23 protein-coding genes, 1 pseudogene and 1 riboswitch are annotated in these 24,323 nt (G+C 63.7%); of the genes and pseudogenes, 21 read left to right on the forward strand and 3 right to left on the reverse strand.

The window, feature by feature from the left end; genetic code table 11:
• Window position 1: 1 nt before the first annotated feature.
• From LRQ04_RS06575 to csrA, 15 genes are all read left to right on the forward strand, one after another.
• On the forward strand, window positions 2-442 hold the full coding sequence (locus tag LRQ04_RS06575) for a flagellar hook assembly protein FlgD (RefSeq protein WP_235518877.1): 441 nt from the start codon (window positions 2-4) through the stop codon (window positions 440-442).
• A gap of 46 nt (window positions 443-488) precedes the next feature.
• Window positions 489-1,661 carry a flagellar hook protein FlgE gene (locus tag LRQ04_RS06580; RefSeq protein WP_235518879.1) on the forward strand — a complete coding sequence of 391 codons (1,173 nt, stop codon included), beginning with the start codon at window positions 489-491 and terminating at the stop codon, window positions 1,659-1,661.
• A 155-nt stretch (window positions 1,662-1,816) separates the two neighbouring features.
• Window positions 1,817-2,155, forward strand: coding sequence for a flagellar FlbD family protein (locus LRQ04_RS06585; protein WP_235518880.1), 339 nt, complete (start codon window positions 1,817-1,819; stop codon window positions 2,153-2,155).
• 3 nt (window positions 2,156-2,158) lie between these two features.
• Entirely contained in the window at window positions 2,159-2,977 is an 819-nt protein-coding gene (locus LRQ04_RS06590; RefSeq protein ID WP_235518884.1) for a motility protein A, read from the forward strand.
• Entirely contained in the window at window positions 2,974-3,795 is an 822-nt protein-coding gene (locus tag LRQ04_RS06595) for a flagellar motor protein MotB (RefSeq protein WP_235518885.1), read from the forward strand. The genes LRQ04_RS06590 and LRQ04_RS06595 overlap by 4 nt, the downstream gene beginning before the upstream one ends.
• 63 nt (window positions 3,796-3,858) lie before the next feature.
• A complete protein-coding gene (locus tag LRQ04_RS20700; protein WP_235518886.1) occupies window positions 3,859-4,755 on the forward strand; it encodes a flagellar motor switch protein FliM in 897 nt (298 codons plus the stop codon).
• A complete protein-coding gene (gene fliN / locus LRQ04_RS06605) occupies window positions 4,752-5,477 on the forward strand; it encodes a flagellar motor switch protein FliN (RefSeq protein ID WP_235518888.1) in 726 nt (241 codons plus the stop codon). The genes LRQ04_RS20700 and fliN overlap by 4 nt, the downstream gene beginning before the upstream one ends.
• On the forward strand, window positions 5,478-6,023 hold the full coding sequence (fliO, locus tag LRQ04_RS06610; protein WP_235518889.1) for a flagellar biosynthetic protein FliO: 546 nt from the start codon (window positions 5,478-5,480) through the stop codon (window positions 6,021-6,023).
• Between the two features lie 122 nt (window positions 6,024-6,145).
• On the forward strand, window positions 6,146-6,889 hold the full coding sequence (gene fliP, locus LRQ04_RS06615) for a flagellar type III secretion system pore protein FliP (RefSeq protein ID WP_235519720.1): 744 nt from the start codon (window positions 6,146-6,148) through the stop codon (window positions 6,887-6,889).
• Window positions 6,889-7,164 (forward strand): flagellar biosynthesis protein FliQ, encoded by a 276-nt coding sequence (gene fliQ, locus LRQ04_RS06620; protein WP_159708780.1) that lies wholly within the window; start codon window positions 6,889-6,891, stop codon window positions 7,162-7,164. Before fliP ends, fliQ begins: the two co-directional genes overlap by 1 nt.
• Before the next feature lies 1 nt (window position 7,165).
• On the forward strand, window positions 7,166-7,924 hold the full coding sequence (locus tag LRQ04_RS06625) for a flagellar biosynthetic protein FliR (protein WP_235518891.1): 759 nt from the start codon (window positions 7,166-7,168) through the stop codon (window positions 7,922-7,924).
• Window positions 7,924-9,009, forward strand: a complete 1,086-nt coding sequence (locus LRQ04_RS06630; RefSeq protein ID WP_235518892.1) for a flagellar biosynthesis protein FlhB — start codon at window positions 7,924-7,926, stop codon at window positions 9,007-9,009. Before LRQ04_RS06625 ends, LRQ04_RS06630 begins: the two co-directional genes overlap by 1 nt.
• On the forward strand, window positions 9,006-11,057 hold the full coding sequence (locus LRQ04_RS06635; RefSeq protein WP_235518894.1) for a flagellar biosynthesis protein FlhA: 2,052 nt from the start codon (window positions 9,006-9,008) through the stop codon (window positions 11,055-11,057). The genes LRQ04_RS06630 and LRQ04_RS06635 overlap by 4 nt, the downstream gene beginning before the upstream one ends.
• Complete coding sequence (locus LRQ04_RS06640) at window positions 11,035-12,000, forward strand: hypothetical protein (protein ID WP_235518895.1); 966 nt, start codon at window positions 11,035-11,037, stop codon at window positions 11,998-12,000. Before LRQ04_RS06635 ends, LRQ04_RS06640 begins: the two co-directional genes overlap by 23 nt.
• A gap of 4 nt (window positions 12,001-12,004) precedes the next feature.
• Entirely contained in the window at window positions 12,005-12,244 is a 240-nt protein-coding gene (gene csrA / locus LRQ04_RS06645) for a carbon storage regulator CsrA (RefSeq protein ID WP_235518896.1), read from the forward strand.
• Between the two features lie 320 nt (window positions 12,245-12,564).
• Here the strand turns inward: csrA and LRQ04_RS06650 are convergent.
• Both LRQ04_RS06650 and LRQ04_RS06655 read right to left on the reverse strand, forming a co-directional pair.
• Window positions 12,565-13,802, reverse strand: a pseudogene (locus tag LRQ04_RS06650) (IS256 family transposase).
• Window positions 13,803-14,128: 326 nt separating this feature from the next.
• Window positions 14,129-14,677, reverse strand: coding sequence for a flagellar protein FlgN (locus tag LRQ04_RS06655; RefSeq protein ID WP_235518897.1), 549 nt, complete (start codon window positions 14,675-14,677; stop codon window positions 14,129-14,131).
• Between the two features lie 210 nt (window positions 14,678-14,887).
• Between LRQ04_RS06655 and LRQ04_RS06660 the strand changes: the two genes are divergently transcribed.
• Window positions 14,888-15,703 carry a sigma-70 family RNA polymerase sigma factor gene (locus tag LRQ04_RS06660; protein WP_235518898.1) on the forward strand — a complete coding sequence of 272 codons (816 nt, stop codon included), beginning with the start codon at window positions 14,888-14,890 and terminating at the stop codon, window positions 15,701-15,703.
• A 58-nt stretch (window positions 15,704-15,761) separates the two neighbouring features.
• On the opposite strand, the gene LRQ04_RS06665 is transcribed toward LRQ04_RS06660, so the two are convergent.
• Window positions 15,762-17,309, reverse strand: a complete 1,548-nt coding sequence (locus LRQ04_RS06665) for an MFS transporter (protein WP_235518901.1) — start codon at window positions 17,307-17,309, stop codon at window positions 15,762-15,764.
• Window positions 17,310-17,381: 72 nt separating this feature from the next.
• Between LRQ04_RS06665 and LRQ04_RS06670 the strand changes: the two genes are divergently transcribed.
• The 5 genes from LRQ04_RS06670 (at window position 17,382) to LRQ04_RS06690 (ending at window position 24,295) form a co-directional block, all read left to right on the forward strand.
• A complete protein-coding gene (locus LRQ04_RS06670) occupies window positions 17,382-17,921 on the forward strand; it encodes a TetR/AcrR family transcriptional regulator (protein ID WP_235518906.1) in 540 nt (179 codons plus the stop codon).
• Between the two features lie 95 nt (window positions 17,922-18,016).
• Window positions 18,017-18,114, forward strand: a riboswitch (glycine riboswitch).
• 178 nt (window positions 18,115-18,292) lie between these two features.
• Complete coding sequence (gene gcvP / locus LRQ04_RS06675; protein WP_235518907.1) at window positions 18,293-21,139, forward strand: aminomethyl-transferring glycine dehydrogenase; 2,847 nt, start codon at window positions 18,293-18,295, stop codon at window positions 21,137-21,139.
• Window positions 21,140-21,152: 13 nt separating this feature from the next.
• Window positions 21,153-22,286 (forward strand): glycine cleavage system aminomethyltransferase GcvT, encoded by a 1,134-nt coding sequence (gcvT, locus tag LRQ04_RS06680; protein WP_235518908.1) that lies wholly within the window; start codon window positions 21,153-21,155, stop codon window positions 22,284-22,286.
• Between the two features lie 34 nt (window positions 22,287-22,320).
• Window positions 22,321-22,707, forward strand: coding sequence for a glycine cleavage system protein GcvH (gcvH, locus tag LRQ04_RS06685; protein WP_026542540.1), 387 nt, complete (start codon window positions 22,321-22,323; stop codon window positions 22,705-22,707).
• A gap of 187 nt (window positions 22,708-22,894) precedes the next feature.
• Window positions 22,895-24,295 (forward strand): L-serine ammonia-lyase, encoded by a 1,401-nt coding sequence (locus LRQ04_RS06690; RefSeq protein WP_235518909.1) that lies wholly within the window; start codon window positions 22,895-22,897, stop codon window positions 24,293-24,295.
• The last annotated feature ends 28 nt before the right edge of the window (window positions 24,296-24,323 follow it).

The following is a 24,323-nucleotide window of genomic DNA, read 5'->3' on the forward strand; positions in this document are numbered from 1 at the left end:
CATGACAACCATTCCCGCAATCGCGGCCAACAACGGCGCAGCCCCGGGCAGCACCCCAAGGAGCCCGGTCAAGGCCATGGATTCGGAGGTCTTCATGTCTTTGCTGGTCACCCAGCTGAGGTACCAGGACCCCAGTGCCCCCATGGACACGAACCAGATGATGAGCCAGTCCGTGCAGCTCTCCATGATGGAGAAGATGACCGAGCTGACAGCCGGGTCCAAGGAGAGCTTCTCGCTGCAGATGCGAAGCGCTGCGGCGCAGATCATCGGAACCGAGGTGAGCTACACGCTCGCCGACGGCACCAAGGGCGCGGGCGTCGCCAGTGCGGTGTCGTTCGCCGACGGTGTACCCACCGTGACCGTGGGGCAGGCCAAAGTGCCCCTGGACCTGATCACCGGCATGACGGCACCAGCGCCCGTCGAGCCCAAGAAGACCACCTGATCCCCAAAAACACTTACCCCGAACCAAACCGAAGAAAGGCAACACCATGCTCCGTTCGCTGTACTCCGGAATTTCCGGCCTCCGAGCCCACCAGGCCATGCTCGACGTCACCGGCAACAACATCGCCAACGTGAACACCACCGGCTACAAGTCCTCGTCCGCCCAGTTCCAGGACACGCTCTCGCAGATGACGCAGGGCGCGGCGGGACCGCAGCAGAATGTGGGCGGTTCCAATCCAGCACAGATCGGTCTCGGAGTCCGGGTGGCTGGCGTGAGCACCAACTTCGGCCAGGGTTCGTCGCAGAGCACCGGCCGCGGCACGGACCTGATGATTTCCGGTGAGGGCTTCTTCGTCACCGGCAAGGGCACCCAGCAGTACTACACCCGCGCGGGCAACTTCCAGATGGACGCTGCGGGCCGCTTGGTCAGTCCCGACGGCGGCATCCTCCAGGGTTGGACGGCCACCAACGGCGTGGTCAACCCGGGCGGGGCAACCGGACCGATCACTTTGTCGCCGGGCACCACCGCGCCGGCTGTTGCGACGACGAACGCCACCTTGGGCGGCAACCTGCCTTCCGACGCCGCTGTGGGCACGTCCGTGGAGCGCCAGGTGAAGGTGTACGACGCCAACGGGGCGGAGCGCAGCCTCACCCTGACGTTCAGCCGCTCGGCCACGGGCTGGAATGTGGCCGGTGCGGACGCCAACGGAGCCAATGGAACGGGCACCTTGACCTTCGCCAACGGTGCTTTGACGTCCGGCGGGACGATGACGGTTGGTGGAATCACGGTGAACATGGGCGCGGTCACCGGCTTCGCGCAGATGAGTACCCTCTCCGTTACCGGCCAGAACGGCGCGGAAGCGGGCGAACTCGAGTCGTTCACGTTGGCTGGCGACGGTTCCCTGGTGGGGTCCTTCAGCAACGGTGCCAAGGAAGTCCTGGCACGCGTGGCCCTGGCGCGATTCACCAACCCCGAAGGCCTGGAGAAGGCCGGCGGCTCCGCGTATGTTGCCACGGCCAACTCGGGTGCGGCCCAGCTTGGGGTTGCCGGTGAAGGCGGTCTTGGCTCGCTGGCTTCGGGTTCGCTGGAGATGTCCAACGTGGACCTGTCCCAGGAGTTCACCAACCTGATTGTGGCCCAGCGTGGTTTCCAGGCGAATGCCCGCATCATCACCACCTCGGACGAGGTCCTGCAGGAACTGAGCAACCTGAAGCGCTAAGCAGATCCCGTCCTTGTCCGGATTCCAGCCGCGTAGTACGTGCGGATATTCGAACAAGGACGGGAGAGGGCTGCACGCAAGCTAACGCCCGGGCCGGTCCGGCCGACAGTAGGGGACAGCACCACTTCCAGCCACACCCTGACCAGAAACGGCCCATGATCGTTGTCACCCGCCTCAACGGCACACGCTTCGCCGTGAATCCGGACATCCTTGAACGGATCCACGAGAGTCCGGACACCCACTTGGTGACTCTCGACGGCGCCGCTTACGTCGTGCGCGAATCGCTCGCCGAGGTGGTGGAGCTGATCGCGGATTACCGTGCCAGTGTCCTCCGCCGTGCCCAGGATCTTCCCGCACGCACAGGGTATCCGCTAAGCCTGGTCCGGTCGCCTGAGCCCGAGCCAGAGCCTGGCCCGGCCGACGCGCCGCAGCCCGCGCCGCAGCCCGGCCCGGCCGACGCGCCGCAGCCGAACAACCACCCGAACGGAATGTAGTCGATGACAATTCTTGGCCTGCTGCTGGCCTTCGCATCCGTGGTGGCCATGGTCACCCTGGAGCACGCGAACCTCATGTCGCTGCTCCTGCCGGCACCAATGATCCTGGTTTTCGGCGCCACCATCGCGGTGGGCCTGGCAGGGAACACGCTCGCGGATGTCATCAAGGCCTTCAAGGACGTTCCCAAGGCCTTCCTCGGCAAACCCGCCAAGCCCACGGAGAGCATCGACGAGTTGGTCCGCCTCGCCGAGAAGGCCCGAAGCGAGGGCCTCCTTTCCTTGGAGGAGGAGGCCAACAACGCCAAGGATCCGTTCCTGCAGCGCTCCCTCCAGAACATCGCCGACGGGACGGACGCAGAGGAATTGCGCCTGCTCATGGAGGACGAAATCGACACCAAAATGCGTGCCGACCACGTGTCGTCCAAGTTCTTCGCGGCCCTGGGCGGGTACGCGCCCACTATCGGCATCATCGGCACGGTGGTCTCCCTGACGCACGTCCTGGAGAACCTTTCATCGCCCGACCATTTGGGGCCGATGATCGCGGCAGCCTTCGTTGCCACCCTCTGGGGCCTGCTGTCCGCGAACTTCATCTGGCTGCCGTTGAGTGCCAAGCTCAAGCGCCTCTCCGAGCTGGAAATCGAACGCATGACGCTCCTCATGGAGGGCCTGCTCGCTGTGCAGAACGGCACCCAGCCCTTGCTCCTGGCCGAACGGCTCCGGGCCATGGCGCCCGCAGGGGCCAAGGCCAAGGCCAAGTCCAAAGACGGAAAAGCGGAAGACGGCGGCAAGTCCCGTAAGTTGCCGGCGTCCAAGGCAGCATGAGGTCCCGGAGGAGGCGGGGTGCCCAGCCCGAGGAGCACCACGTCGACGAACGCTGGATGGCTTCCTACATGGACATGGTCACGGTGCTGATGTGCATGTTCATTGTCCTGTTCGCCATGTCCTCGGTGGATCAGGATAAGTTCGAGAAGCTGCGCAATTCGCTGGCCACGGGCTTCGGCACCCAGATCAGCCAGAAAGTGGACACGGCTACTGGCGTTGTGGTCCCCGCGGAGCTCGCTGCTTCCGACGGCGAGGGTTTTTCGGCACTGGATTTGGCCATCAAGGAAGCCGATAAGCTCACTGCCCTTGAGCACGAAATGAAAGCCAAACTCGATGCCCAGGGCCTTGGCGCGAACGTGCAGTTCGACGTCGGCGAGCGGGGACTGTCCGTGAAACTGGTGGGCTCCCAGACGTTCTTCCAACCGGACATGCCGGACCTGACCAACCGCGCCCTCGAGATCCTGAAGACCATCGCACCCACCGTGGTGGGCTCCGGGCTTGAAGTCATGGTGGAGGGCCACGCAGCCAAGGGAATCACGGCCTATGCATCCACGTGGGAGCTGTCGGCTGCCCGTTCCGTCAACGTCCTGAGGTACTTCGTGGACGACGCCGGCATGCCGCCTGGCCGGATCGGTGCGGTGGCTTTTGGTGCCGCGCGCCAGGTGACGGACGATTCCACCGAGGAACTCATGGAGTTGAACCGGCGCGTTGACGTGGTGTTGTTGTCCTCCAGCCCGGAGGATGTCCGCACGCTGATTCCCGGCGCGATCGAAGCCCAGACCAAGGAATCGGCGGCCGCCGCGAAAGCCGCGAAGTAACCGCGGAATAGTCGTACCGGGAAACGTCTTACGCGCTTCTCCTACGTGCCGATAGTGCCGTCCGTGGGAGAACAGGAAGATCGCGCGGCGGTACGCCAGCGCACCGTAGAGGTCTACGACTTCCGTCGACCCACCACTTTGCCGCGCCAGCATAGCCGGGTCCTGGAAGTCGCCTTCGAAACGTTCGCCCGGCAGTGGGGTACGCAGCTCACGGCCAAGGTGCGGTTGAAGTCCACGGCCACGCTGGAACAGCTGAGCATGCAGAGCTACGACGAATACTCTGCCTCCCTCCCTTCGGTCACGTCCATGGTGCTCTGCAGGATTGATGGCAGCGAATCCCGCCTGGTCATCCAGTTCCCCGCTACGGCCGCCCTGTCGTGGCTGAGCCGGATGCTCGGGGGTTCAACGGAAACCGCAGTGCCGGAGCGGAAGTTCACCCAGATCGAGCACGCCCTGGTTTCCCGGATGGTGGAGGAAGTGCTGGAAGACCTCCGGTACTCGTTGGGCAACCTCCTGACGCAGGCCGTGACGATGGACGGCATCCAGTACAACTCCCAGTTCGCGCAGGCGGCCGCCCCCTCCGAGCTTATGATCGTGGCGTCTTTCAACGTCAACGTGGGGGAAACCCAGTGCGCGGCCACCTTGGCAGTTCCTGCCGACGTGCTGCTCTCCAGACTCGGCGATGTAAACCCCATGGTCCACAGCGTCGACAACGAAGCAATGGTCCGCACCCAACTGGCGCAGGTGCCGGTGGATGTGGCCGTACAGTTGACCGCCGCACCGGTGACGCCCGCACAAATCCTGGGTCTCGCCGTCGGAGATGTCCTGCAGCTGCCGCACCTTGAAAACCGTCCGTTCGATGTCACCATCAACGGCACCCGCCTGGCCACCGCCGCGGCCGCCCGCAACGGCTCCCGCGCCGCCGCAGTCATCGTCACAACCGAGGAGCATCAGCGATGAGCAACATTTTGACCCTGCAGGCGGCTGCTGCCGAGCGCCTCGCGCTGCACCTGCCCAGCGCATCCACCCTCCGTGTTGCCGGCATCGTTCCGGCGCAGGACGCCGCCGCCTATGCTTCTCCGGCCGTCACTGCCACGTTTGTTGGAGCCCTGACGGCCGATTTCGCGCTGCTGCTGGTGGACCGGTCGTTCCTTGCCGCCGCCGGCGGTGCCGGGCTGGGTGGTGCGGTCCAGCATGCCGTGCAGGCCGCCGACGTTCTGCGTCCCGCCCTGGAACAGGCCGCGTCAGCGTTCGACGCCGGCGTGCTGGGTGAGGTGCGCGAGGAGGACTCAGCCGCGCTGCTCTCGGACCCCGATACTGCGGTTTTTGAACTGAACGACGGCGGTGCCCCCTTCGGCTGGTTCGCTGTCCGTGTGCGGGACAACGCTACTGGCACTGATGCCGGTGCCCGTGGACAAGGTAACGAGCTGGCTGCCCGCTTGGGCCTGATCAGCAGTGTTGAGATGGCGTTGACCGTGGAGATCGGCCGTACCCGGATGTCAGTGCGGGACGCCCTGGCACTCGAGCCCGGGAAGGTCATTGAACTGGACCGGTCAGCCGGTGCACCGGCAGATGTGCTGCTGAACGGCAGGCTGATCGCCCACGGCGAAGTTGTAGTGGTGGACCAGGACTATGCAGTGCGCATCACCCGCATCCTGGACGGGTCCGAGGGAACACTGTAGATGGACACAATGATCCTCGGGCTGCGGGTGCTCGTGGCCCTCGGCGCCGTGCTGGGCTTCATCTGGCTGGTGCAGAAGCGCCTCGGCAAGGGCAAAGGCCGCCGGCGCGCTGATGCCGCGCTGACGGTCGTGAGCCGTCAGGTGGTAGGCCAGAAAGCGTCGGTGGTGGTGGTCGACGCCGGGGACAAGCGTTTCCTGTTGGGCGTCACCGAGCACGCGGTGACAGTGCTCCACAGCGGTGACACGCCTGCCATGGCGCCGGAGCCGGGGGAAGCAGCGGGAGCCCAGTCGGCTGGGAGCTTCGCGGAGCTGTTCCGGCAGGCATCTGGTCGCCCCCAGCCTGAACTTCGGCCCCAGCCTGAACTTCGGCCGCAGCCGCTCACTGGGTCGCTTCCGGAGCCGGTCACGGACTCGCTGCCGGTGCTTCGGCGTCGGAGCGAACTCCACCGTCGAGGCCAAATGCCGGAGCACCCCATGCATGGCTCCATCCTGTCCGCTTCCACTTGGCGGCAAGCCTCGGATGCCATCCGGGGACGCCGCAATTGATCCGAACTGCTGGGTTCGGCCTGCCGGGCCGGCCATTTCCTGCCGCACGCCGGCGCGCACTGCCGCAGTTGTTCTCTGCTGCGGCAGTCGTGTTGTTCACGGGCGTTCTGCTGCTGCTTGGAATGGCAGCCGCCCAGGCAACCCCCATCGATCCCACGCAGCCCACGCCTCCAACTCCGCCTGCGGCACCCGGTTCCGGGAACGTCAGCATAGACATCAACGGCCTGGACGGGACACCCTCCACGGCGGTCGTAACGCTGATCGGGATCACGCTGCTTTCCGTAGCCCCCGCGCTGCTGCTCATGATGACCTCCTTCACCAAGATCTTCGTGGTGCTGGCGATGACCCGGAACGCCCTCTCCTTGCCGGCTATCCCGCCCAACCAGGTCCTCGCCGGACTCGCGCTGTTCCTCTCCTTGTTCGTCATGTGGCCCGTCGTCTCGGACATCAATACAGCGGCCGTGCAGCCATACCTGAACGGTGGGCTGGACTTCAACGGTGCAATGTCCGCGGGTTGGTCTCCGCTCCAGCACTTCATGCTGGCCCACACACGGGAAGAGGACATCGCTCTGATGACCCGGGCCGCGAAGATGGACAACCCCGCCAACCCTGAAGCCGTGCCGTTCCAGACATTGGTTCCGGCCTTCATGATTTCGGAACTGCGTGCCGCGTTCATTATTGGCTTCGTCATTTTCATCCCCTTCCTGGTCATCGACCTCGTGGTATCCGCTGCTCTCATGTCCATGGGCATGATGATGCTTCCGCCGGTGATGATCTCGCTGCCGTTCAAGATCCTTTTGTTTGTCTTGGTGGACGGTTGGGGACTGGTCATCACGTCCCTGATCCAGAGCTATTCGAGCGGCTGATGGATACCAATGCAGTCCTGGACATCTGCCTCCAGGCCATGATCGTCGCAGCCAAGCTCGCCGCACCCACATTGGTAACCGCACTGGTGGTGGGACTGGCGATTTCGCTCCTGCAGTCCATCACGCAGTTGCAGGAAGCAACGTTGTCATTCGTCCCCAAGGCTGTTGCAGTAGCGATCGCCTTGGTGGTCTGTGGGCACTGGATGATTTCGGAAATGGTGGCTTTCACCAATGAGCTGTTCGCCCGCATTCCCGGCCTGATCGGCGGAGCGTGAGGTGGACATCCCCGTCGACCAGTCGTGGATCCAGGTCCTCTTGCTGGCATCGGTTCGCATGACAGCCTTTTTGGTGGTCGCTCCGCCGTTCGCCCACCACGCCATCCCGGCCCGCATCAAAGCCATGCTCGGGATCGGGTTGGGGCTGGCCGTTTCCCAACGGCTCTCGTCCGGAGCCGTCCCGTCGGACACGGCAGGTTTCGTCATGGCCGTGGTCCTGGAACTGGTCACCGGCCTGGTCCTGGGCTTCCTGGTCATGGTGATCTTCGCAGCGATCCAGTCCGCCGGCAGCCTGGTGGACCTCTTCAGCGGTTTCCAAATGGCGCAGGCATTCGATCCCCAAATGATGGTCAATGGGGCCCAGTTCACCCGGCTCCTTCAAATGGCGGCCCTTGCGCTCCTATTCGCCTCGGACGGCTACCAGATGGTCCTTGGCGGCCTCATGGGAAGCTTCAATGCGTTGCCCCTGGCGGGCGGCATCGATCTCAGCCGACCCATCGAGGCCCTCATCGGCGCCGTCACCGGCATGTTCCTCGCCGCCGTGCAGATCGCCGGTCCGCTCCTGGTGGTCCTGGTGCTCGCCGACGTCGGGCTCGGACTCCTCACCCGCGTGGCCCCGGCCCTCAACGCCTTCTCGCTCGGATTTCCGCTCAAGATCTTCATCACCCTGGCACTGGCGGGTTTCCTGTTCCTGGCGTTGCCCCGGCTGGTTTCAACCCTGGCCGAGCAGGCAGCCAATGCTTTGATGGGGGTGGGCTAGTGGCGGATTCACAAGAGAAGACCGAACAAGCCACCGACAAACGCATGCGCGAGGTACGGGAAAAGGGGCAACTGTCCCGGTCCCAGGACCTCATGGCCTGGCTGGCAGTGGGGGCCGCGGCTGCGATGCTCCCGGCAACCATCGATCACGCCTCGAACGCTGCCGTCGACCAGCTCTTCACCGTGAAAAGCGTCATCGCGCAGCCTGATCCCGCGAAAGCCGTTGCTGCACTCGAAGCAGGGCTGGGGTCCCTGGCCGGAATCCTGGGGCCGTTGCTCTTGGTTGTCACCGTGGTGGTGCTGGCAGGCTCGGCCCTGCAGGGCGGCATCCGCTTCAAGAAGTTCCGGGCCGAGTTTGAGCATTTCAACCTGCTCGCCGGTTTCAAACGCATGTTCGGCGGCCAGGCACTATGGGGAGGCGTCAAAGCGCTGCTGAAGACCGCCGTCGTGGGTCTTGTCCTTTACGCCGTGGTGCAGGGACTGATGCCGGTGCTGTTGACCGCCGGCGGGCTTCCGGTTGCCGGGATTTTGGCAGCGGCTGCGGGGGGAATTGGCGCGCTCATCCAGTTCGCCGTCGCCGCAGGGCTGGTGCTGGCAGCGGCGGACATCTTCGTGGTGATGCGCCGCAACCGCAAGAAAACGCGGATGTCCAAGAAGGAAGTCCAGGACGAGAACAAAAGCACCGACGGCGACCCCCTCATCAAATCCCAACGGCGTTCACGCCAGCTCAGCATGAGCCGCAACCGCATGATCGGCGCCATTGGGGACGCGGACGTCGTGCTGGTCAACCCGACGCACGTGGCAGTTGCGTTGAAGTACGACGCCGGTAAATCGGCACCGCGCGTCGTGGCAAAAGGCTCAGGGCTGATCGCTGCCCGCATCAGGGAGGAAGCCGAAGCCAAGGGAGTGCCCATGGTCCAGGACATCCCCCTGGCGCGGGCCCTGCACTCGGCCTGCGAGTTGGGCCAGGAGATCCCGGTTGAGCTGTACCGCTCGGTCGCCGGAGTGTTGGCCTTTGTGATGTCGCTGAAGAAACGCGGAACTGCACGGGGAATCCATCAGATGAAAGAAAGTATGCAGGCATGAAGAACAACAAGTTCGCCCGGCTTTCCGTGCCGGTTGGCATCGTAGGAATTGTGCTGCTGCTGGTTGTTCCGCTGCCGGCCGCGCTGCTGGACTTCCTGATCGTGTGCAACATCCTCCTGGCGTTGCTGATCCTGCTGACCAGCATGTTCGTGAAGAAGCCCCTGGACTTCTCCGTCTTCCCGTCGCTGCTGCTCGTAGCCACGCTGTTCCGGCTGGGACTCAACGTGGCGTCCACCCGGTTGGTGCTGGGCCAGGGCTTCGCGGGACAGGTCATCGAGGCGTTCGGCAAGGTCACGGTTGGCGGTTCGCTGATCATCGGCGCCGTGGTATTCCTGATCCTGGTGGTCATCCAGTTCGTGGTGGTCACCAAGGGTGCCGAACGTGTTGCCGAGGTGGGCGCACGCTTCACCCTGGACGCCATGCCCGGTAAGCAAATGGCCATCGACGCGGACCTCAACGCCGGACTCATTACCGACGCCGAAGCCCGGAAGCGGCGTGCTGAAGTCTCCGCAGAAGCCGACTTTTACGGTGCCATGGATGGTGCTTCGAAGTTCGTCAAGGGTGATGCCATCGCGGGCATCATCATTATCATCATCAACTTCGTAGGCGGAATCGCCATTGGCGTGCTCCAGCGCGGCATGGACGCCGGGGATGCCCTGAACACCTACGGCCTCCTGACCATGGGCGATGGCCTGGTCACCCAGATTCCCGCACTGCTCATGGCCGTCTCCACCGGCATGATCGTCACCCGGTCCAATGCCGAAGAAGACATGGGCCGCACCGCTTCCTCGCAGCTCATGCAATCACCCAACGCGCTGCTGATCGCAGGACTGGCCGCCGGCAGCATGGCCCTCATTCCCGGCATGCCCATCCTTCCGTTCGTGGTGGTGGGCGCGCTGCTGGTCCTCGCTTCCAGGCGTGTAGCCACAGCACAAAAACTCCAGGCCGAAACGCAGGAGACAGAGAACGCAGCAGCTTTGACCGGGGAGGAGGACCCCAACGAGCGGCTCATGGAAGACATGCGCGTCCACCCTGTGGAGATCCTGCTCGCACCGGACCTTGTGGACATTGTTTCCGGTGCCTCCGATGACCTCTTGGCGCGGGTACGGTCACTCCGGCACAAGATCGCCATGGAACTGGGGCTCGTGGTCCCGCCCGTCCGTACACGCGACGCGATGGACCTGCCGCCCTCCACCTACGCCATCCGCATCGCCGGCGTCGAGGCTGGAAGGGGAGTGGCGCCGTCGGGCAAGCTGCTTGCCTTGGGCGAATTCCTGGACGCATTGCCGGGCACCGCAACCGTGGAACCCGTGTTCGGTCTCTCCGGCAAATGGGTTCCCACGGAAATGCGGCACAGCGCCGAAATGACCGGAGCCACGGTGATTGACCGGGTCTCCGTCCTGGTCACGCACCTGTCTTCGATCATCACCGCAAACGCGGCCCGGCTCCTGACCCGCGAAGACGTACGGGTGCTCACCGAAGGGGTCCGCAAACAAAGCCCTTCCGCCGTCGAAGAACTTACGCCTGCCCTGCTGTCCCTGGCGGAAATCCAGCGCGTGCTCCAAGGACTCCTCGAAGAGCAGGTCCCCATCAACGACCTCCCGCGGATCTACGAAGCGCTGGCGCTGCGGGCCAAGGTTTCCACCGACCCGGAATCGCTGGTGGAATCCGCCCGGCACGCGCTGGGTCCGGTGCTGGCAGACAGGTACATGGACGGTGAGGTCCTCAACGTGATCATGATCGATCCGTTGTTGGAGCAGTCCATGTTGGAAGACATGCGTCCAGGCGAAGGCGGGACCCAGATTGTCATGGGCCAGGCGAAGTTGGACAGCGTCCTGAACTCCCTGAAGTCCGCTGCCGACGGAGCCGCTGCTGCCGGCCGGGAAGCCGTGCTTGTGTGTGCACCAACCCTGCGTCCAGCGATACGGCGGCTCGTCGCAGCCCCCGACGGCGGTGTCCCCGTTCTCTCGTATCGCGAAGTGACCTCCGCCAACATCCGTATCGAGACGGTGGGGGTGGTCCGCCATGCAGAAGCGCTACAAGCTTAGCGGTGCGTCGCTGGAAGCCATTCGCGCCAAAGCACTCAAGCAGTGCGGACCCGGCGCGCGCATAGTCTCGGCCGAGAAGGTCACCAATCCGGGAATCGTGGGACTGTTCGCCGCAGCCAGGTTCGAAGCCACAGTGGAGGTGTCGGACGTCCCTGAACCCGCTGGCCAGCAGGCGCCGCTGACTGCCCGGCTTGTTGAGTCAAGTCCCGTTCACGAACTCCACGGGCCAGCCATCGCGGCACTCCTGGAGCAAGCCGACGCCGCCGAACTCGAGATGCACCAGCCCACCCCCTCGCCGGTCTCCACCGCATCCCCGGACTTCGCGGGCCTGCTGGAACAACTCGGCAAGGAACTCCAGCCGGCTGGTCCGTCCCCCTCCGTGCCGGCTTTGGCGACCCTGCCGCCGTCGGCCCCTAAGCCCATGCCGAAGGTTCCGCAGCCCATGACCGGCGACGGTAACCTCATCGTCCTCTTGGGCCTCGGCGACGACGCGCTCGGACCGGCCCTGGAAATGTCCATAGCCGCCGGAGGCTCGGATGTGCGCACATCGGGACGGCTCACCGCCTTCGGCCACCTTCACGTCCAAGGAAGGCAAGGCACGACGGCGGCACGCGCCCAGGCCGTCCTCACCGGCCAGACCGTGGTGGTTGCGTTCGGGCTCGGACGCCCGGGGGACGTGCCATCACATGGCGCGGACATCTCCCTCCTGGCCGCCGACCAAATGTGGGTGGTGGTCGACGCCCGGCACAAAGCGGAAGACACCCAGGCCTGGGTACAGGCCCTCCAGCGTGTCGTGGCAGGGGAGTCCTTGGGTGTTGACGCGCTCGCCGTCATCGGCGCCTCGGAAACCGCGAGTCCGCAAACGGTGGATACGCTGGACATTCCTGTCGGTTGGGTGGATGGCAAACCCGCCACCGCACCCGTCCTCGGAAAGGTAAATTGAAAGCATGCTGGTACTGACGCGTAAGCCGGGCGAAAAGATCATGATCGGGGACGACATTGTCATCACCGTCATGGAAGGGCGCGGCGACGGCGTCCGGATCGGAATCGAGGCTCCCCGCGGAGTGTCCATCCAGCGCAGCGAGGTGGTGGAAGCCATCGCCGCAGCCAACCTGGCAGCAACCCAGGCCGGCCCCGACGCCGAGGAACTCCTGGCGGCCCTCCGCCCGCCCGCCCCCAAAGCCTGACCCTCTCTCACATCCCGCCCTATTGGGCCGGACGCTCGCTCACGTTCCGCCCTGTTGGGCCGGACGCTCTCTCACGTTCCGCCGTGTTGTAGCGGACGCTCTCTCACGTTCCGTCCTGTTGTAGCGGACGCTCTCTCACGTTCCGTCCTGTTGTAGCGGACGCTCTCTCACGTTCCGCCGTGTTGGGCGTGACGCTCTCTCAGGTTCCGCCGTGATGTAGCGGACGCTCTCGCACGTTCCGCCGTGTTGGGCCGGACACGTCCTCCGGGGAAGGCCGACGCCGGGGAGTGTCCGTTTAACGGTGGATTCGGGCGTTGGCGTTACGTGATTCTGCCTTCGAAAGTGATGGCGAAGGCGTTTAGTGCCGGTTTCCATCGTGCTATCCATCGTGCTCTGCTTCGGCCGGTGGGGTCCAGGCCCTGGTGGCCAGGTAGAGACATTTGAGGGCAGCCGGGATGGTCGGGAAGTGTCCTCGTGCCCTGACTGCTCGACGGTAGCGGGCGTTGAGGGATTCGATGGCGTTGGTGCTGCAGATGACTTTCCGGATTTCCACGTCATAATCCAGGAAGGGCACAAACTCACTCCAGGCGTTGTGCCAGAGCCGGGTGATGGCCGGGTATTGCCGGCCCCATTTAGCGGTGAACTCCTCGAGGCGTTCCTTCGCAGTCGTTTCCGATGGTGACGTGTAGACCGGACGAAGGTCCCGGGCCATTTCGGTCCAGCTTTTCCGAGAGGCATACCGGAAAGTGTTCCGGACCAGATGCACCATGCAGGTCTGGACCACGGCCCGGGGCCAGACGGTATTGATCGCGTCGGGCAGGCCTTTAAGACCATCGCAGACCGTGATGCAGACGTCTTCCACGCCCCGGTTCTTGATCTCGGTCAGCACCGAGAGCCAGAACTTCGCTCCCTCCCCGCCATCACCGGCCCACAGCCCCAAGACGTCCCGTTCACCATTGATGGTGACCCCGATGGCCACATATATGGGTCGGTTGCTGACCTGCCCGTCACGGACCTTGACGTGGATCGCGTCGATAAACATCGCCGGCAGCACCCGGTCCAGGGGACGGTTCTGCCACTCGGTCATCTCCGCGACGACTTTCTCGGTGATCCTGGAGATGGTGTCCTTGGAAACCTTCGCCCCGAAAACATCAGCGAAGTGCGCTGAGATCTCCCCGGTCGTGAGTCCCTTCGCATTTAAGGACAACACGATTTCGTCCACGCCGGTCAGACGGCGTTGTCGCTTCTTCACCGTTTGGGGTTCGAACGTGGCCCCAGTGTCCCTGGGCACGTCGATCTCCACCGGCCCGATCTCGGTCAGCACGGTCTTCGAGCGCGTCCCGTTGCGGGAGTTCCCGCTCCCACGCCCGGCAACCTCGTGCTTCCCGTATCCCAGATGCTCGTCCATTTCCGCTTCCAAAGCGGTTTCCAAGACGTTCTTGGTCAGCTTGTTCAACAGCCCTCCCGGGCCAACAAGCTCCAACCCCTGTTCCTTGGCATGGGACAGGAGCTGCTGCGCAAACTCATGCTGATCCACCTCAGTCGCCATGGGACCCATGGTCTCGCTCATGATCAGTCCTCCCCGCCAGGCAAACCCGGCGTGTCAGGCCAACCCCGGATCCACCGTTATTCCGACAGTCCCTGGTGGCGCAGTAAATGAGGTTCACGGATGGGCGTCTACCGCCAAAGGGGGTGGGGTGTGAGTGAGGGTTGGGTTGATGGGGGTGGGGTGTGAGTGAGGGTTGGGTTGATGGGGGTGGGTTGTGAGTGAGGGTTGGGTTGATGGGGGTGGGTTGTGAGTGAGGGTTGGGTTGATGGGGGAGGGATGTGAGTGAGGGTTGGGCTGAAGGGGGTGGGATGTGATGGAGCGTCGGAAGGGAGGGGCTAGCCCAGCTCCAGGAAATCGCGGAGCGACCTCAGGGTAGCCGAGTTCACTGCAGCCAAGGCCCGCTGTATGTTCGCATCACGGGCCAAGAGGTCAAGGTCCGCGTCCCCACCCGGTGCCTCATTGGTGCCCGATGCCAACGACGGGATCCCGGCCTCGTCCGGCGGGGCTTTCAACAGCTCGATATTCCGGGCAGCGGCAAGGTCAATTCCTGCCAACAATGCCGTCAATCCCCGGCAGTGATCGTCAAGGAGCTCGGGCCACAGTCCAGGGGGCGCCAGCGAAATAAGGGAGGGAAGGGTGGATTGATCCGGGGCTTTCCATTCGGCGGCCAGGGCCGAGGCCTCCACCCCGCGTGCGAGGGATTCGAAACGCAGATTTTCCAGGACTTTTTCGAGTTCGGCCGCAGTGAAGTTCAACCGGTGCCAGTTGCCTGCCCGGAGGTGCAGGAGCTGTGTTTCGAGGAGGAAAAGCAGGAAATCCAGCTGCCTCCGTTCGCGCCACAGCGTTGCCGATAGCTCGTCCGCCCCCACGGTTCCCCAATTCATTTTATGGCCCGCCAAAATCACAATTTGGCAGGGTTTATCTTTACTTCTGTCGAGCGTACACGCAGGGAGCTTTTGAGGTGGTATGTTCACTGAATACGTACCTGATTGAACGCTCAACAACGATGCTCTGATTGGTCTCTGGACATCGGCGAAACGGCAAAGAAGTCGGGTTTGCAACTCAATAATCCGGTCTCATGGGGGGACTCACTTTTGAATCGCGAACAGCGCAACGAGCTGGTGTTGCAGCACCTTCCGCTCGTTGGTTACCTGGTCTCTGACCTTTGCGCGCGCGCGTCGCATTTATCGCGCGATGATTTTGCTTCTGTCGGTGCCGTTGCCCTGATAACGTCTGCTGATTCCTTCGACCCCGACCTTGGTGTTCCGTTCGGTGCTTTCGCGCGTCGCCGGATCGTAGGTGCTTTCGCGGACGAGATGCGAGCAGGAGACTGGGCCACGCGGTCGGCCCGTAAGCGGATCAAGGAAACCTTGGGCGTCCAGGAGACCCTGACCAGCATGCTGGGCCGTGGTCCGAGCGTGGCCGAGATGGCTTCGGCGCTGGGTGTCGAGCGGAGCCATGTCGAAGCTGCCCTGGTGGATGCGTCCCGAACGCTGACGTCGCTGGATGAGGTGGTGGCCGATACCGTTGCGTCCCCCACTGAATCCCCGGAACACTCTGTCCTGGCCGATGAGCGGATCAAGTACCTCCGTGCCGCCGTCGATGCACTCCCGGAAAAAATGCGCTTCGTGGTCCAGGAAATCTATCTCGCGGGACGGTCCGTGAAGGAGCTTGCCGAGGAGCTGGGTTCCACGCACGCCGCCGTCTCGCAGCAGCGTGCCGAGGGGATCCGTCTCATGCGCGACGGCTTGGCTGCCCATTACGCCGATTCGCCCGACCAGGTTTTCGAACCGGAATCGCGCATCACAGCCCGCCGCCGCAATGACTATCTTTCATCCCTTGCCGCGGCAACCACGGGTGGAATCACCCGCGGCTTTGGCCTGGGAACCTCACTCAACAGCGCCGTTTAGACACTGACGCGAAGGAGGCCGGGCCGCTCAGCGACCCGGCCTCCTTGCGTAGCCTCGGCTAGTGCGCCTTGGGGACACGCCGGAGTACGACGGCGGCAAGGGCTGCCGCTCCGGCCATGAGTACCAGCCCAATCGCCGCAGTGATGTGGACGCCGGAGTCGAAGGCGACGCGTGCCGAGGCCGTCAATGCTTCAGCCAAGGGCGCTGGGAGCGTGGAAGCAACGTCAACGGCACCGGCCAGGGTTTCCCCGGACTTTTCGGCGGCGTGGCCGGATACGCCGTCCGGTATGACCAGGTTGTGCTGGTAGGAGGCGGTGAGGATGGAACCAAGGACAGCCGTTCCCAACAGCGAACCCAACTCGTAACCGGTCTCCGAGATGGCTGATGCTGCCCCGGATTTGTCAGCCGGTACGGAGGCCAGGATGAGGTCGTTGGAGATGGTCTCCGCCGCACCCACGCCAACAGCAAGAACTGTGAGGGCCGACAGGAGGAACACGGGGCCGCTGCCGTGGTCGCCCACCACCGCCACGAAGTAGCCAACGGCACTGAGCGTCAACCCTCCGGCCACCACAAAACCGGGCCGGACCTTTTTGACCAGGGGCACCACCAGCAGTCCGGCGATGACTGTTGCCAGCAGGGCCGGGATCATTGCGATACCCGCCTCCATGGGGGACTGGCCTTCAACCAATTGCAGGTGCTGGGCGAAGAAGTAGATGAAGCCGGTCATGGAGAAGAGGGAAAGTACGTTGGCAACGATTGCCGTACTGAATACCTTGTTCTTGAACAGGCTGACATCCAGCATCGGGCTGTCAATCCTCTGCTGGCGTCGGACGAAGAGGACACCCATCACCAGGCCGAAAAGCATGAACGCTGCCGCTGATGCCCCAAAGCCGTGCACTGCGAATTCTTTGATGCCGTAGACAAACGGAGCCATGGTCAAGATGGACAAAGCGATGCTGGGGACATCCACCCGGCCCGGGTTCGCGTCTTTGGACTCAGGGATGAGCACCCTACCGAAGGCAAGCAGCGGCAGCAGCAGGAAGGCTGCCACCAGGAAGACGGCGCCCCACCAGAAGTGTTCCACCAGCCAACCGCCGAAGATCGGCCCGAGGGCAGCACCGCCTGAGAACCCGGCCGCCCACACGGCAATAGCGAGCCGCCGGCGGTTGGGGTCGGTAAAGATGTTCCGGATCAGGGAAAGCGTCGAGGGCATCAGCATGGCGCCGAAAACGCCAAGGGCGGCGCGTCCGGCAATCAGCCATTCCGCGGAAGGCGCGAACGCCGTAGCGGCCGAAACCGCAGCAAAGCCTGTGCTGCCGATCAGAAGCAGCCGCCGTCGTCCGATCCTGTCGCCGAGGTTGCCCATGGAGACCAGCAGCGCGGCCAGGACCAAGGGGTAGGCGTCGACGATCCAGAGCAGTTGCACACCACCGACATCGAGGGATCGGGCGATCTCGGGCAGGGCAAAGGTGAGCGCGGTGTTGTCGACGGCCACCAGCAGTACCGGGAACATCAGGAGTGCCAGGGCCGTCCAGTCGCGCCACGGTGCAGGGCCCATGACGGGACGAGCTGAACGGGGAGCTTGGGTGGAGGACGGCGAGAACATGTCCTTACTGTACCGTCCAGACGGTATAGTTTCAAATTAATCCTCAGCAAACCTTTAGGGAATGATGTACTCATGCCACGAAAACCAGTTGCCCGGGACGCCGTCCTGGATGCCTACGAAGCCCTCCTTATAGAGGTAGGGGAGCGGGCCGCCACGCTCGATGCAGTTGCCAAGCGTGCGGGCGTCTCGAAGGGCGGTTTGCTGTACCACTTTCCGAACAAGGAGTCGCTGATCAGTGCCCTCCTGGAACGCCTGGACCAACTGGCAGTACAGGACATTGAGCAGATGAGGGCCGCGCCGGACGGCGCCGCTGCCTACTTCATCCGGACGTCGTTGTGGGCCGGGACGCCGATGGACCGCGCTTTCGTCGCTGCTACCCGGCTGGCTGAGGTTGCCCACGAAGAAACGCGCCGCAGGTTTGCCGGAATCCAAAAGCAGTGGCTTGATGTGCTGGCCAAGGATGTGGGACCCGAGGTAGCGAAGGCCGTTAGCTACATGGGCGACGGACTGTATTTCAACGCAATGTTCGAGGGCGGACAGGAGGCCGGCGACGACGGCCGGGAAGCCGACATCAAGATCCTGCTCGGAGTGCTGGAGCGGCTGCGGAAATAGCGCATCATCCCATTTGCGGCGACGCGCCGCACGTAGGACAATTAACCCTTGTGGCCTGCCTTGATCCGGGGCCGCGCTACAACTGAACATGCCTATGATCTGCGGCGGGAGAGTCCTGCAAGCACGTGATGCAGGCGCCGTAGGAGCAAACCCTCCCCAGGAATCTCTCAGGCCCACGCACCGCCGCGGCAAGGCAACTCTGGAAAGCAGCAGGCGCTCTGACCACCGAAGGGTGAATGGAGTGCTGTGCTCACCGACGGTGCAAGCGATGTTGTTCCAACAACGCGGAAACTCTCAGGTCCAATACAGAGCGGGGAGGAACCCAACCGCTGTGGCGTACCCAAACGCCGCCCAAGTAATGGAGTTCCTTCGTGACGGTTAGTTCTGCCTCCACCACCTTCGTTGATCGGCATATCGGCGCCCGCCGCCGGGCCGACATTGAGACCATGCTCAAGTCCGTGGGCTACGACACCGTTGACGCGTTGGTCGACACCGCCGTCCCCAAAGACATCCGCCAGGACGTCGCCCTCACCCTGCAGAACGCCCTGAGCGAAGTCGAAGTCCTTGCTGAGCTGCGCAAGCTCGCCTCGAAGAACAAGACAGCCGTGCAGATGATCGGCCAGGGCTACTACGACACCGTCACGCCGCCGGTGATCCGCCGCAACATCCTCGAATCCCCGGCCTGGTACACCGCCTACACCCCGTACCAGCCGGAAATCTCGCAAGGCCGCCTCGAGGCACTCCTGAACTTCCAGACCATGGTCCAGGACCTGGTGGGCCTGCCCATCGCCAACGCTTCCCTTCTGGATGAAGCAACGGCTGTGGCCGAAGCCGTGCTGATGATGCGCCGCGCCAACAAGAACAAGTCCGCCCAGGACGGCAAGACCGTCCTCGACGCCGACTGCCTGCCGCAGACCATTGCGATCGTAAAGGGCCGCGCGGAAGCGCTCGGCTTCGAAGTTGAGGTCGCTGACCTGAGCGCCGGTCTTCCGGAAGGTGCCATCAACGGCGTCGTCCTCCAGCAGCCCGGCGTTTCCGGCCGTGTGTTCGATCATTCCGCCGTCATTGCAGAAGCCAAAGAGCGCGGCGCGCTGGTCACGGTCGCCGCCGACCTCCTGTCCCTCACGCTCATCACCCCTCCGGGTGAGCAGGGTGCCGACATCGCCGTCGGCTCCGCCCAGCGCCTGGGCGTTCCGCTGTTCTTCGGCGGCCCGCACGCCGCGTACATGGCCGTCCAGAAGGGCTTGGAGCGCTCCATGCCCGGCCGTCTGGTAGGCGTTTCCAAGGACGACGCCGGTGTCCCCGCCTACCGCTTGGCGCTGCAGACCCGCGAGCAGCACATCCGCCGCGAGAAGGCTACGTCCAACATCTGTACCGCCCAGGCATTGCTGGCCATCGTGGCCTCGATGTACGCCGTCTACCACGGCCCGGAAGGCCTGAAGGCGATCGCGGAGACCGCCCACAACCACGCCCGGACCCTGGCCGCATCCCTGAAGGCTGCCGGCGTCGAGGTCCTCCACGGCTCGTTCTTCGATACCATCACGGTCCGCGTTCCGGGTAAGGCTGCCGAGCTGGTGGCCGCAGCTGAGGCCAAGGGCATCAATCTGCGCGGCGTCGACGCCGACACGGTTGGCATCTCAGTGGATGAAACAACGACGACGGCGATTGTCGCCGACGTCGCAAGCGTCTTCGGCGCTTCGGTCACTGAAGCCGTTGAAGGCTTCGCGCTGGAGTCCTCCGTTGAGCGCACCAGCGGCTTCATGCAGCACCCGGTGTTCAACACCCACCGCTCGGAAACCCAGCTCCTGCGTTACATCCGCAAGCTCTCTGACCGCGACCTCGCGCTGGACCGCACCATGATCCCGCTGGGTTCGTGCACCATGAAACTCAACGCCACGGCTGAAATGGAAGCTATCTCCTGGCCGGAGTTCGCTTCCATCCACCCGTTCGCGCCGGACTCCCAGACAGAAGGTTGGCGTGAGCTCATCACCGACCTCGAGGCGCAGTTGACCGAGATCACCGGCTACGACCAGGTCTCCATCCAGCCGAATGCTGGTTCGCAGGGTGAACTCGCCGGGCTCCTCGCGATCCGCGGCTACCACCTCTCCAACGGTGACGAGCAGCGCAACGTCTGCCTCATCCCGGCTTCCGCCCACGGCACCAACGCTGCCTCTGCAGTCCTTGCGGGCATGAAGGTAGTGGTCGTTGCCACCGCGCCGGATGGCACCATCGACCATGTTGACCTCAAGGCCAAGATCGAGGCCAACCGCGACGCCCTCTCGGCAATCATGATCACCTACCCGTCCACGCACGGTGTCTACGATGCCGACGTCCGCGAAGTGTGCGACGCCATCCACGAAGCCGGCGGCCAGGTCTACATCGACGGTGCCAACCTCAACGCCCTTGTTGGCCTTGCCCAGCCGGGCAAGTTCGGTGGCGACGTCTCGCACCTGAACCTGCACAAGACCTTCTGCATCCCGCACGGCGGTGGCGGACCGGGCGTTGGTCCGGTTGCTGCCAAGGCACACCTGGCACCCTTCATGCCGGGCGATGCGGCTTCCTGGACCGAAGGCAACGACGTTCCGATTTCCGCATCCCGCTTTGGTTCCGCCGGTGTCCTGCCGATCTCCTGGGCATATGTGAAGCTCATGGGTGGCCAGGGCCTCACCGAAGCAACCAAGTCCGCACTGCTCGCTGCGAACTACATCGCGTCCCGCCTCAACGACCACTTCCCGGTGCTCTACACCGGCGAAGGCGGACTCGTGGCACACGAGTGCATCCTGGACCTGCGGGAACTGACGGCCAAGACCGGCGTCACCGCTGAAGATGTGGCCAAGCGCCTCATTGACTTCGGCTTCCACGCCCCCACGCTCGCCTTCCCGGTTGCAGGGACCTTGATGGTGGAGCCCACCGAGTCCGAAGACCTCGTGGAGATCGATCGCTTCATCGAAGCCATGATCACCATCCGCAAGGAAATCGACCAGGTCGCTGCCGGTGACTTCTCCGTGCAGGACTCCCCGCTTCGCCGCGCGCCCCACACGGCAGCCGCCGTCGTAAGTTCCGACTGGGACCGCGCCTACCCGCGTGAGCAGGCCGCCTTCCCGGTCCACCACCTGAAGCAGGACAAGTACTTCCCGCCCGTTGGCCGCATCGACGGCGCAGCCGGAGACCGCAACCTGGTCTGCTCCTGCCCGCCCATCGAAGACTTCGAGAACTAAGGGGTTCCGGACAATGACTGAGAACTACACGGCTCTCTACGAAGAGCACAAGAAACTCGGCGCCTCCTTCACCGACTTCGGTGGCTGGCAAATGCCGCTCAAGTACTCCTCGGAGTTGGCTGAGCACCACGCCGTCCGCAAATCCGCAGGCCTGTTCGACCTCTCCCACATGGGGGAGGTGTGGGTCAGCGGCCCTCAGGCTGCCGAGTTTCTCGACTACGCCCTGGTTGGCAAAATCTCGGCCATGGCCGACGGTAAGGCCAAGTACTCGCTGATCTGCCAGGAAGACGGCGGCATCATCGATGACCTCATCACCTACCGTCGCGGTGAGGACAAGTTCCTCGTCGTCCCCAACGCGGGCAACGCGAAGGTAGTGGCTGACGCCCTTGCCGAACGGGCCGCCGGATTCGACGTTGTGGTTCAGGACGCCTCCGCCGGGACCTCGCTCATCGCCGTCCAGGGTCCCCTTGCGGAATCGATCCTTTTGCGGCTCGTGCCTGCGGAGCAGCACTCCCTGCTCACGGAACTGAAGTACTACGCCGCCGTCAAGGTCACGTTCCTGGTGGCCGGCAGCGGCCAGGACCTGCTCCTGGCACGCACCGGCTACACGGGCGAGGACGGCTTCGAGATCTTCGTGCCCAACGAATCCGCGGCAGCCCTGTGGCAGGCCATTGCCGCAGTCGCGGATGACGGCGAGCTCATCCCCGCCGGCCTCGCATCCCGCGACTCCCTCCGACTCGAAGCGGGCATGCCCCTCTACGGCAACGAACTTTCCCGTGAGGGCAACCCCTTCGCCGCAGGACTTGGGCCCGTGGTTGCGCTGTCCAAGGAAGGCGACTTCGTGGGCAAGGAAGCCCTGGCTGCCCTGAAGGCGGACGGGGCCGGGTCCACCACCGGCCGCAAGCTCGTTGGCCTCAAGGGCCTGGGGCGCCGCGCCGGACGCAGCCACTACCCGGTCCTGAAGGACGGAGCGGTTGTTGGCGAAGTGACCTCCGGCCAGCCCAGCCCGACGCTCGGCTACCCGGTAGCGTTGGCGTATGTCGACGTCGAGTTCGCCGAAGTTGGAACTGCGCTGGACGTCGACCTGCGCGGCAAGGCCGAGCCTTTCGAGGTCGTTGCCCTGCCGTTCTACAAGCGCCAAAAGTAGCCAGTTTTTCATTCACCACACGTTAGGAAACAGAATGCCCAAAGTAGCGCCCGAACTTCAGTACTCCGACGAACACGAGTGGGTTTCCCGCGGCGAAGGGAACTCGGTGTCTGTTGGTATCTCCGAGGTTGCCACCGACGCCCTGGGCGACATTGTCTACGTTGACCTGCCCGAGGTCGGTTCCACCGTGACCGCAGGCGAAACCTGTGGCGAAGTCGAGTCCACCAAGTCGGTCTCCGACCTGTACTCGCCCGTCACCGGCGAGGTCACCGAAATCAACGACGCCGTTGTTTCCGACCCCGCCCTCATCAACAACGATCCCTACGGTGCAGGCTGGCTGTTCAAGGTGGCCGCCGAGTCCGACGGTCCGCTGCTTTCCGCCGAGGAATACGCCTCCAAGAATGGCGGAGACCTGTCCTAGGTATCCCGCCACGCGAGCTCCATGGGCGTAGCGTGGTAATTAGTAACTGAAAAATTGCGACGCCGGGTTGCCGCCTTTGGGGGCCATCCGGCGTCGTGCTTCGGTTGACTTCCGCCACAAGCGGTAGCGGCCATCCGGCAGGACCATCTGCCGGGACATCTCAAGTTTTTATGAAGGGATCACGGCTATGGCTGTTGGTGTTTTCGATTTGTTCTCCGTGGGCATTGGCCCGTCGAGTTCGCATACGGTGGGCCCGATGCGTGCCGGGGCGGTGTTTGCTTCTGAGTTGAAGGACGCTGGTGTCCTTGATTCGGTGGCGTCGTTGCGGGTGGACCTGTATGGGTCGTTGGCGGCGACGGGTCGTGGGCATGGGACGTTCACTGCGACCCTGCTTGGCATGGAGGGCTACGAGCCGGAGTTGATCCTTCCCGATGAGGTGGAGGAGCGGTTGGCGTCGATTGCGGAGACGGGGAAGCTGAACCTGGCCGGCGAAGTGCTGCTGGATTATGCGGTGGAGGACATGGTTTTGCATCCGTTGACGGTGTTGCCGCGGCATACGAACGGGATGAAGTTCGCTGTCTCCGATGCCGAGGGGAATGTTCTCAAGGAGGCGACGTTTTTCTCGGTCGGTGGCGGGTTCATTGTCCGGGAGGGTGAGGAGTCCGCGGCGCAGGCGGAGTTGGAGGAGTCCAAGAAGGAGTTGCCGTTGCCGTTCCGGACGGCGGCGGAGTTGTTGGGCCGGTGCGCGTCCAAGGGTTTGGGGATCAGCGACATCATGTTCATCAATGAGCGGGCGTCCCGGTCCGAGGAGGAGATCCGGGAGGGTCTGCTGCATATTTGGGCTGTGATGGAGGCTTGTGTTGAAACCAGTTTGCAGCGTGAGGGTGTGTTGCCCGGTGGGTTGAAGGTCCGTCGTCGTGCGCCGGATTGGTTGGAGCGGCTCCTGAAGGAGGACAAGGACCGGAACGATCCGAAGTACTGGCAGGAGTGGGTGAACCTGATCGCATTGGCGGTCAATGAGGAGAACGCCTCCGGTGGGCGGGTGGTGACGGCTCCGACCAATGGTGCTGCGGGGATCATTCCTGCGGTGTTGTATTACGCGTTGAATTACGCCCCGGGCATGGATAAAGCGACCCAGGCTGATAAGGACGATGTGGTGGTGAAGTTCCTGCTCGCTGCCAGTGCGGTGGGTGTGTTGTATAAGGAGCAGGCGTCCATTTCGGGTGCTGAGGTGGGTTGTCAGGGTGAGGTCGGGTCGGCCTCGTCGATGGCTGCTGCCGGGTTGGCTGAGGTGATGGGTGGTTCCCCGGGTCAGGTGGAGAACGCGGCGGAGATCGCGATGGAACATAACCTGGGGTTGACGTGTGATCCGATTGGCGGGTTGGTGCAGATCCCGTGTATCGAGCGGAACGCGATTGCTGCGGCGAAGGCGATCAACGCGGCGAAGATGGCGTTGTGGGGTGACGGGACGCACCGGGTCTCGTTGGACGAGGTGATCGTGACCATGCGTGAAACGGGCAAGGACATGTCCCACAAATACAAAGAAACAGCGATGGGCGGCCTCGCCGTCAACGTCGTCGAATGCTGAGTCTGTTTACTGTCGGTGCCTAGTGCCA

The organism is Paenarthrobacter sp. AR 02 (assembly GCF_021538675.1).
In the GTDB taxonomy this organism is placed as follows: domain Bacteria; phylum Actinomycetota; class Actinomycetes; order Actinomycetales; family Micrococcaceae; genus Arthrobacter.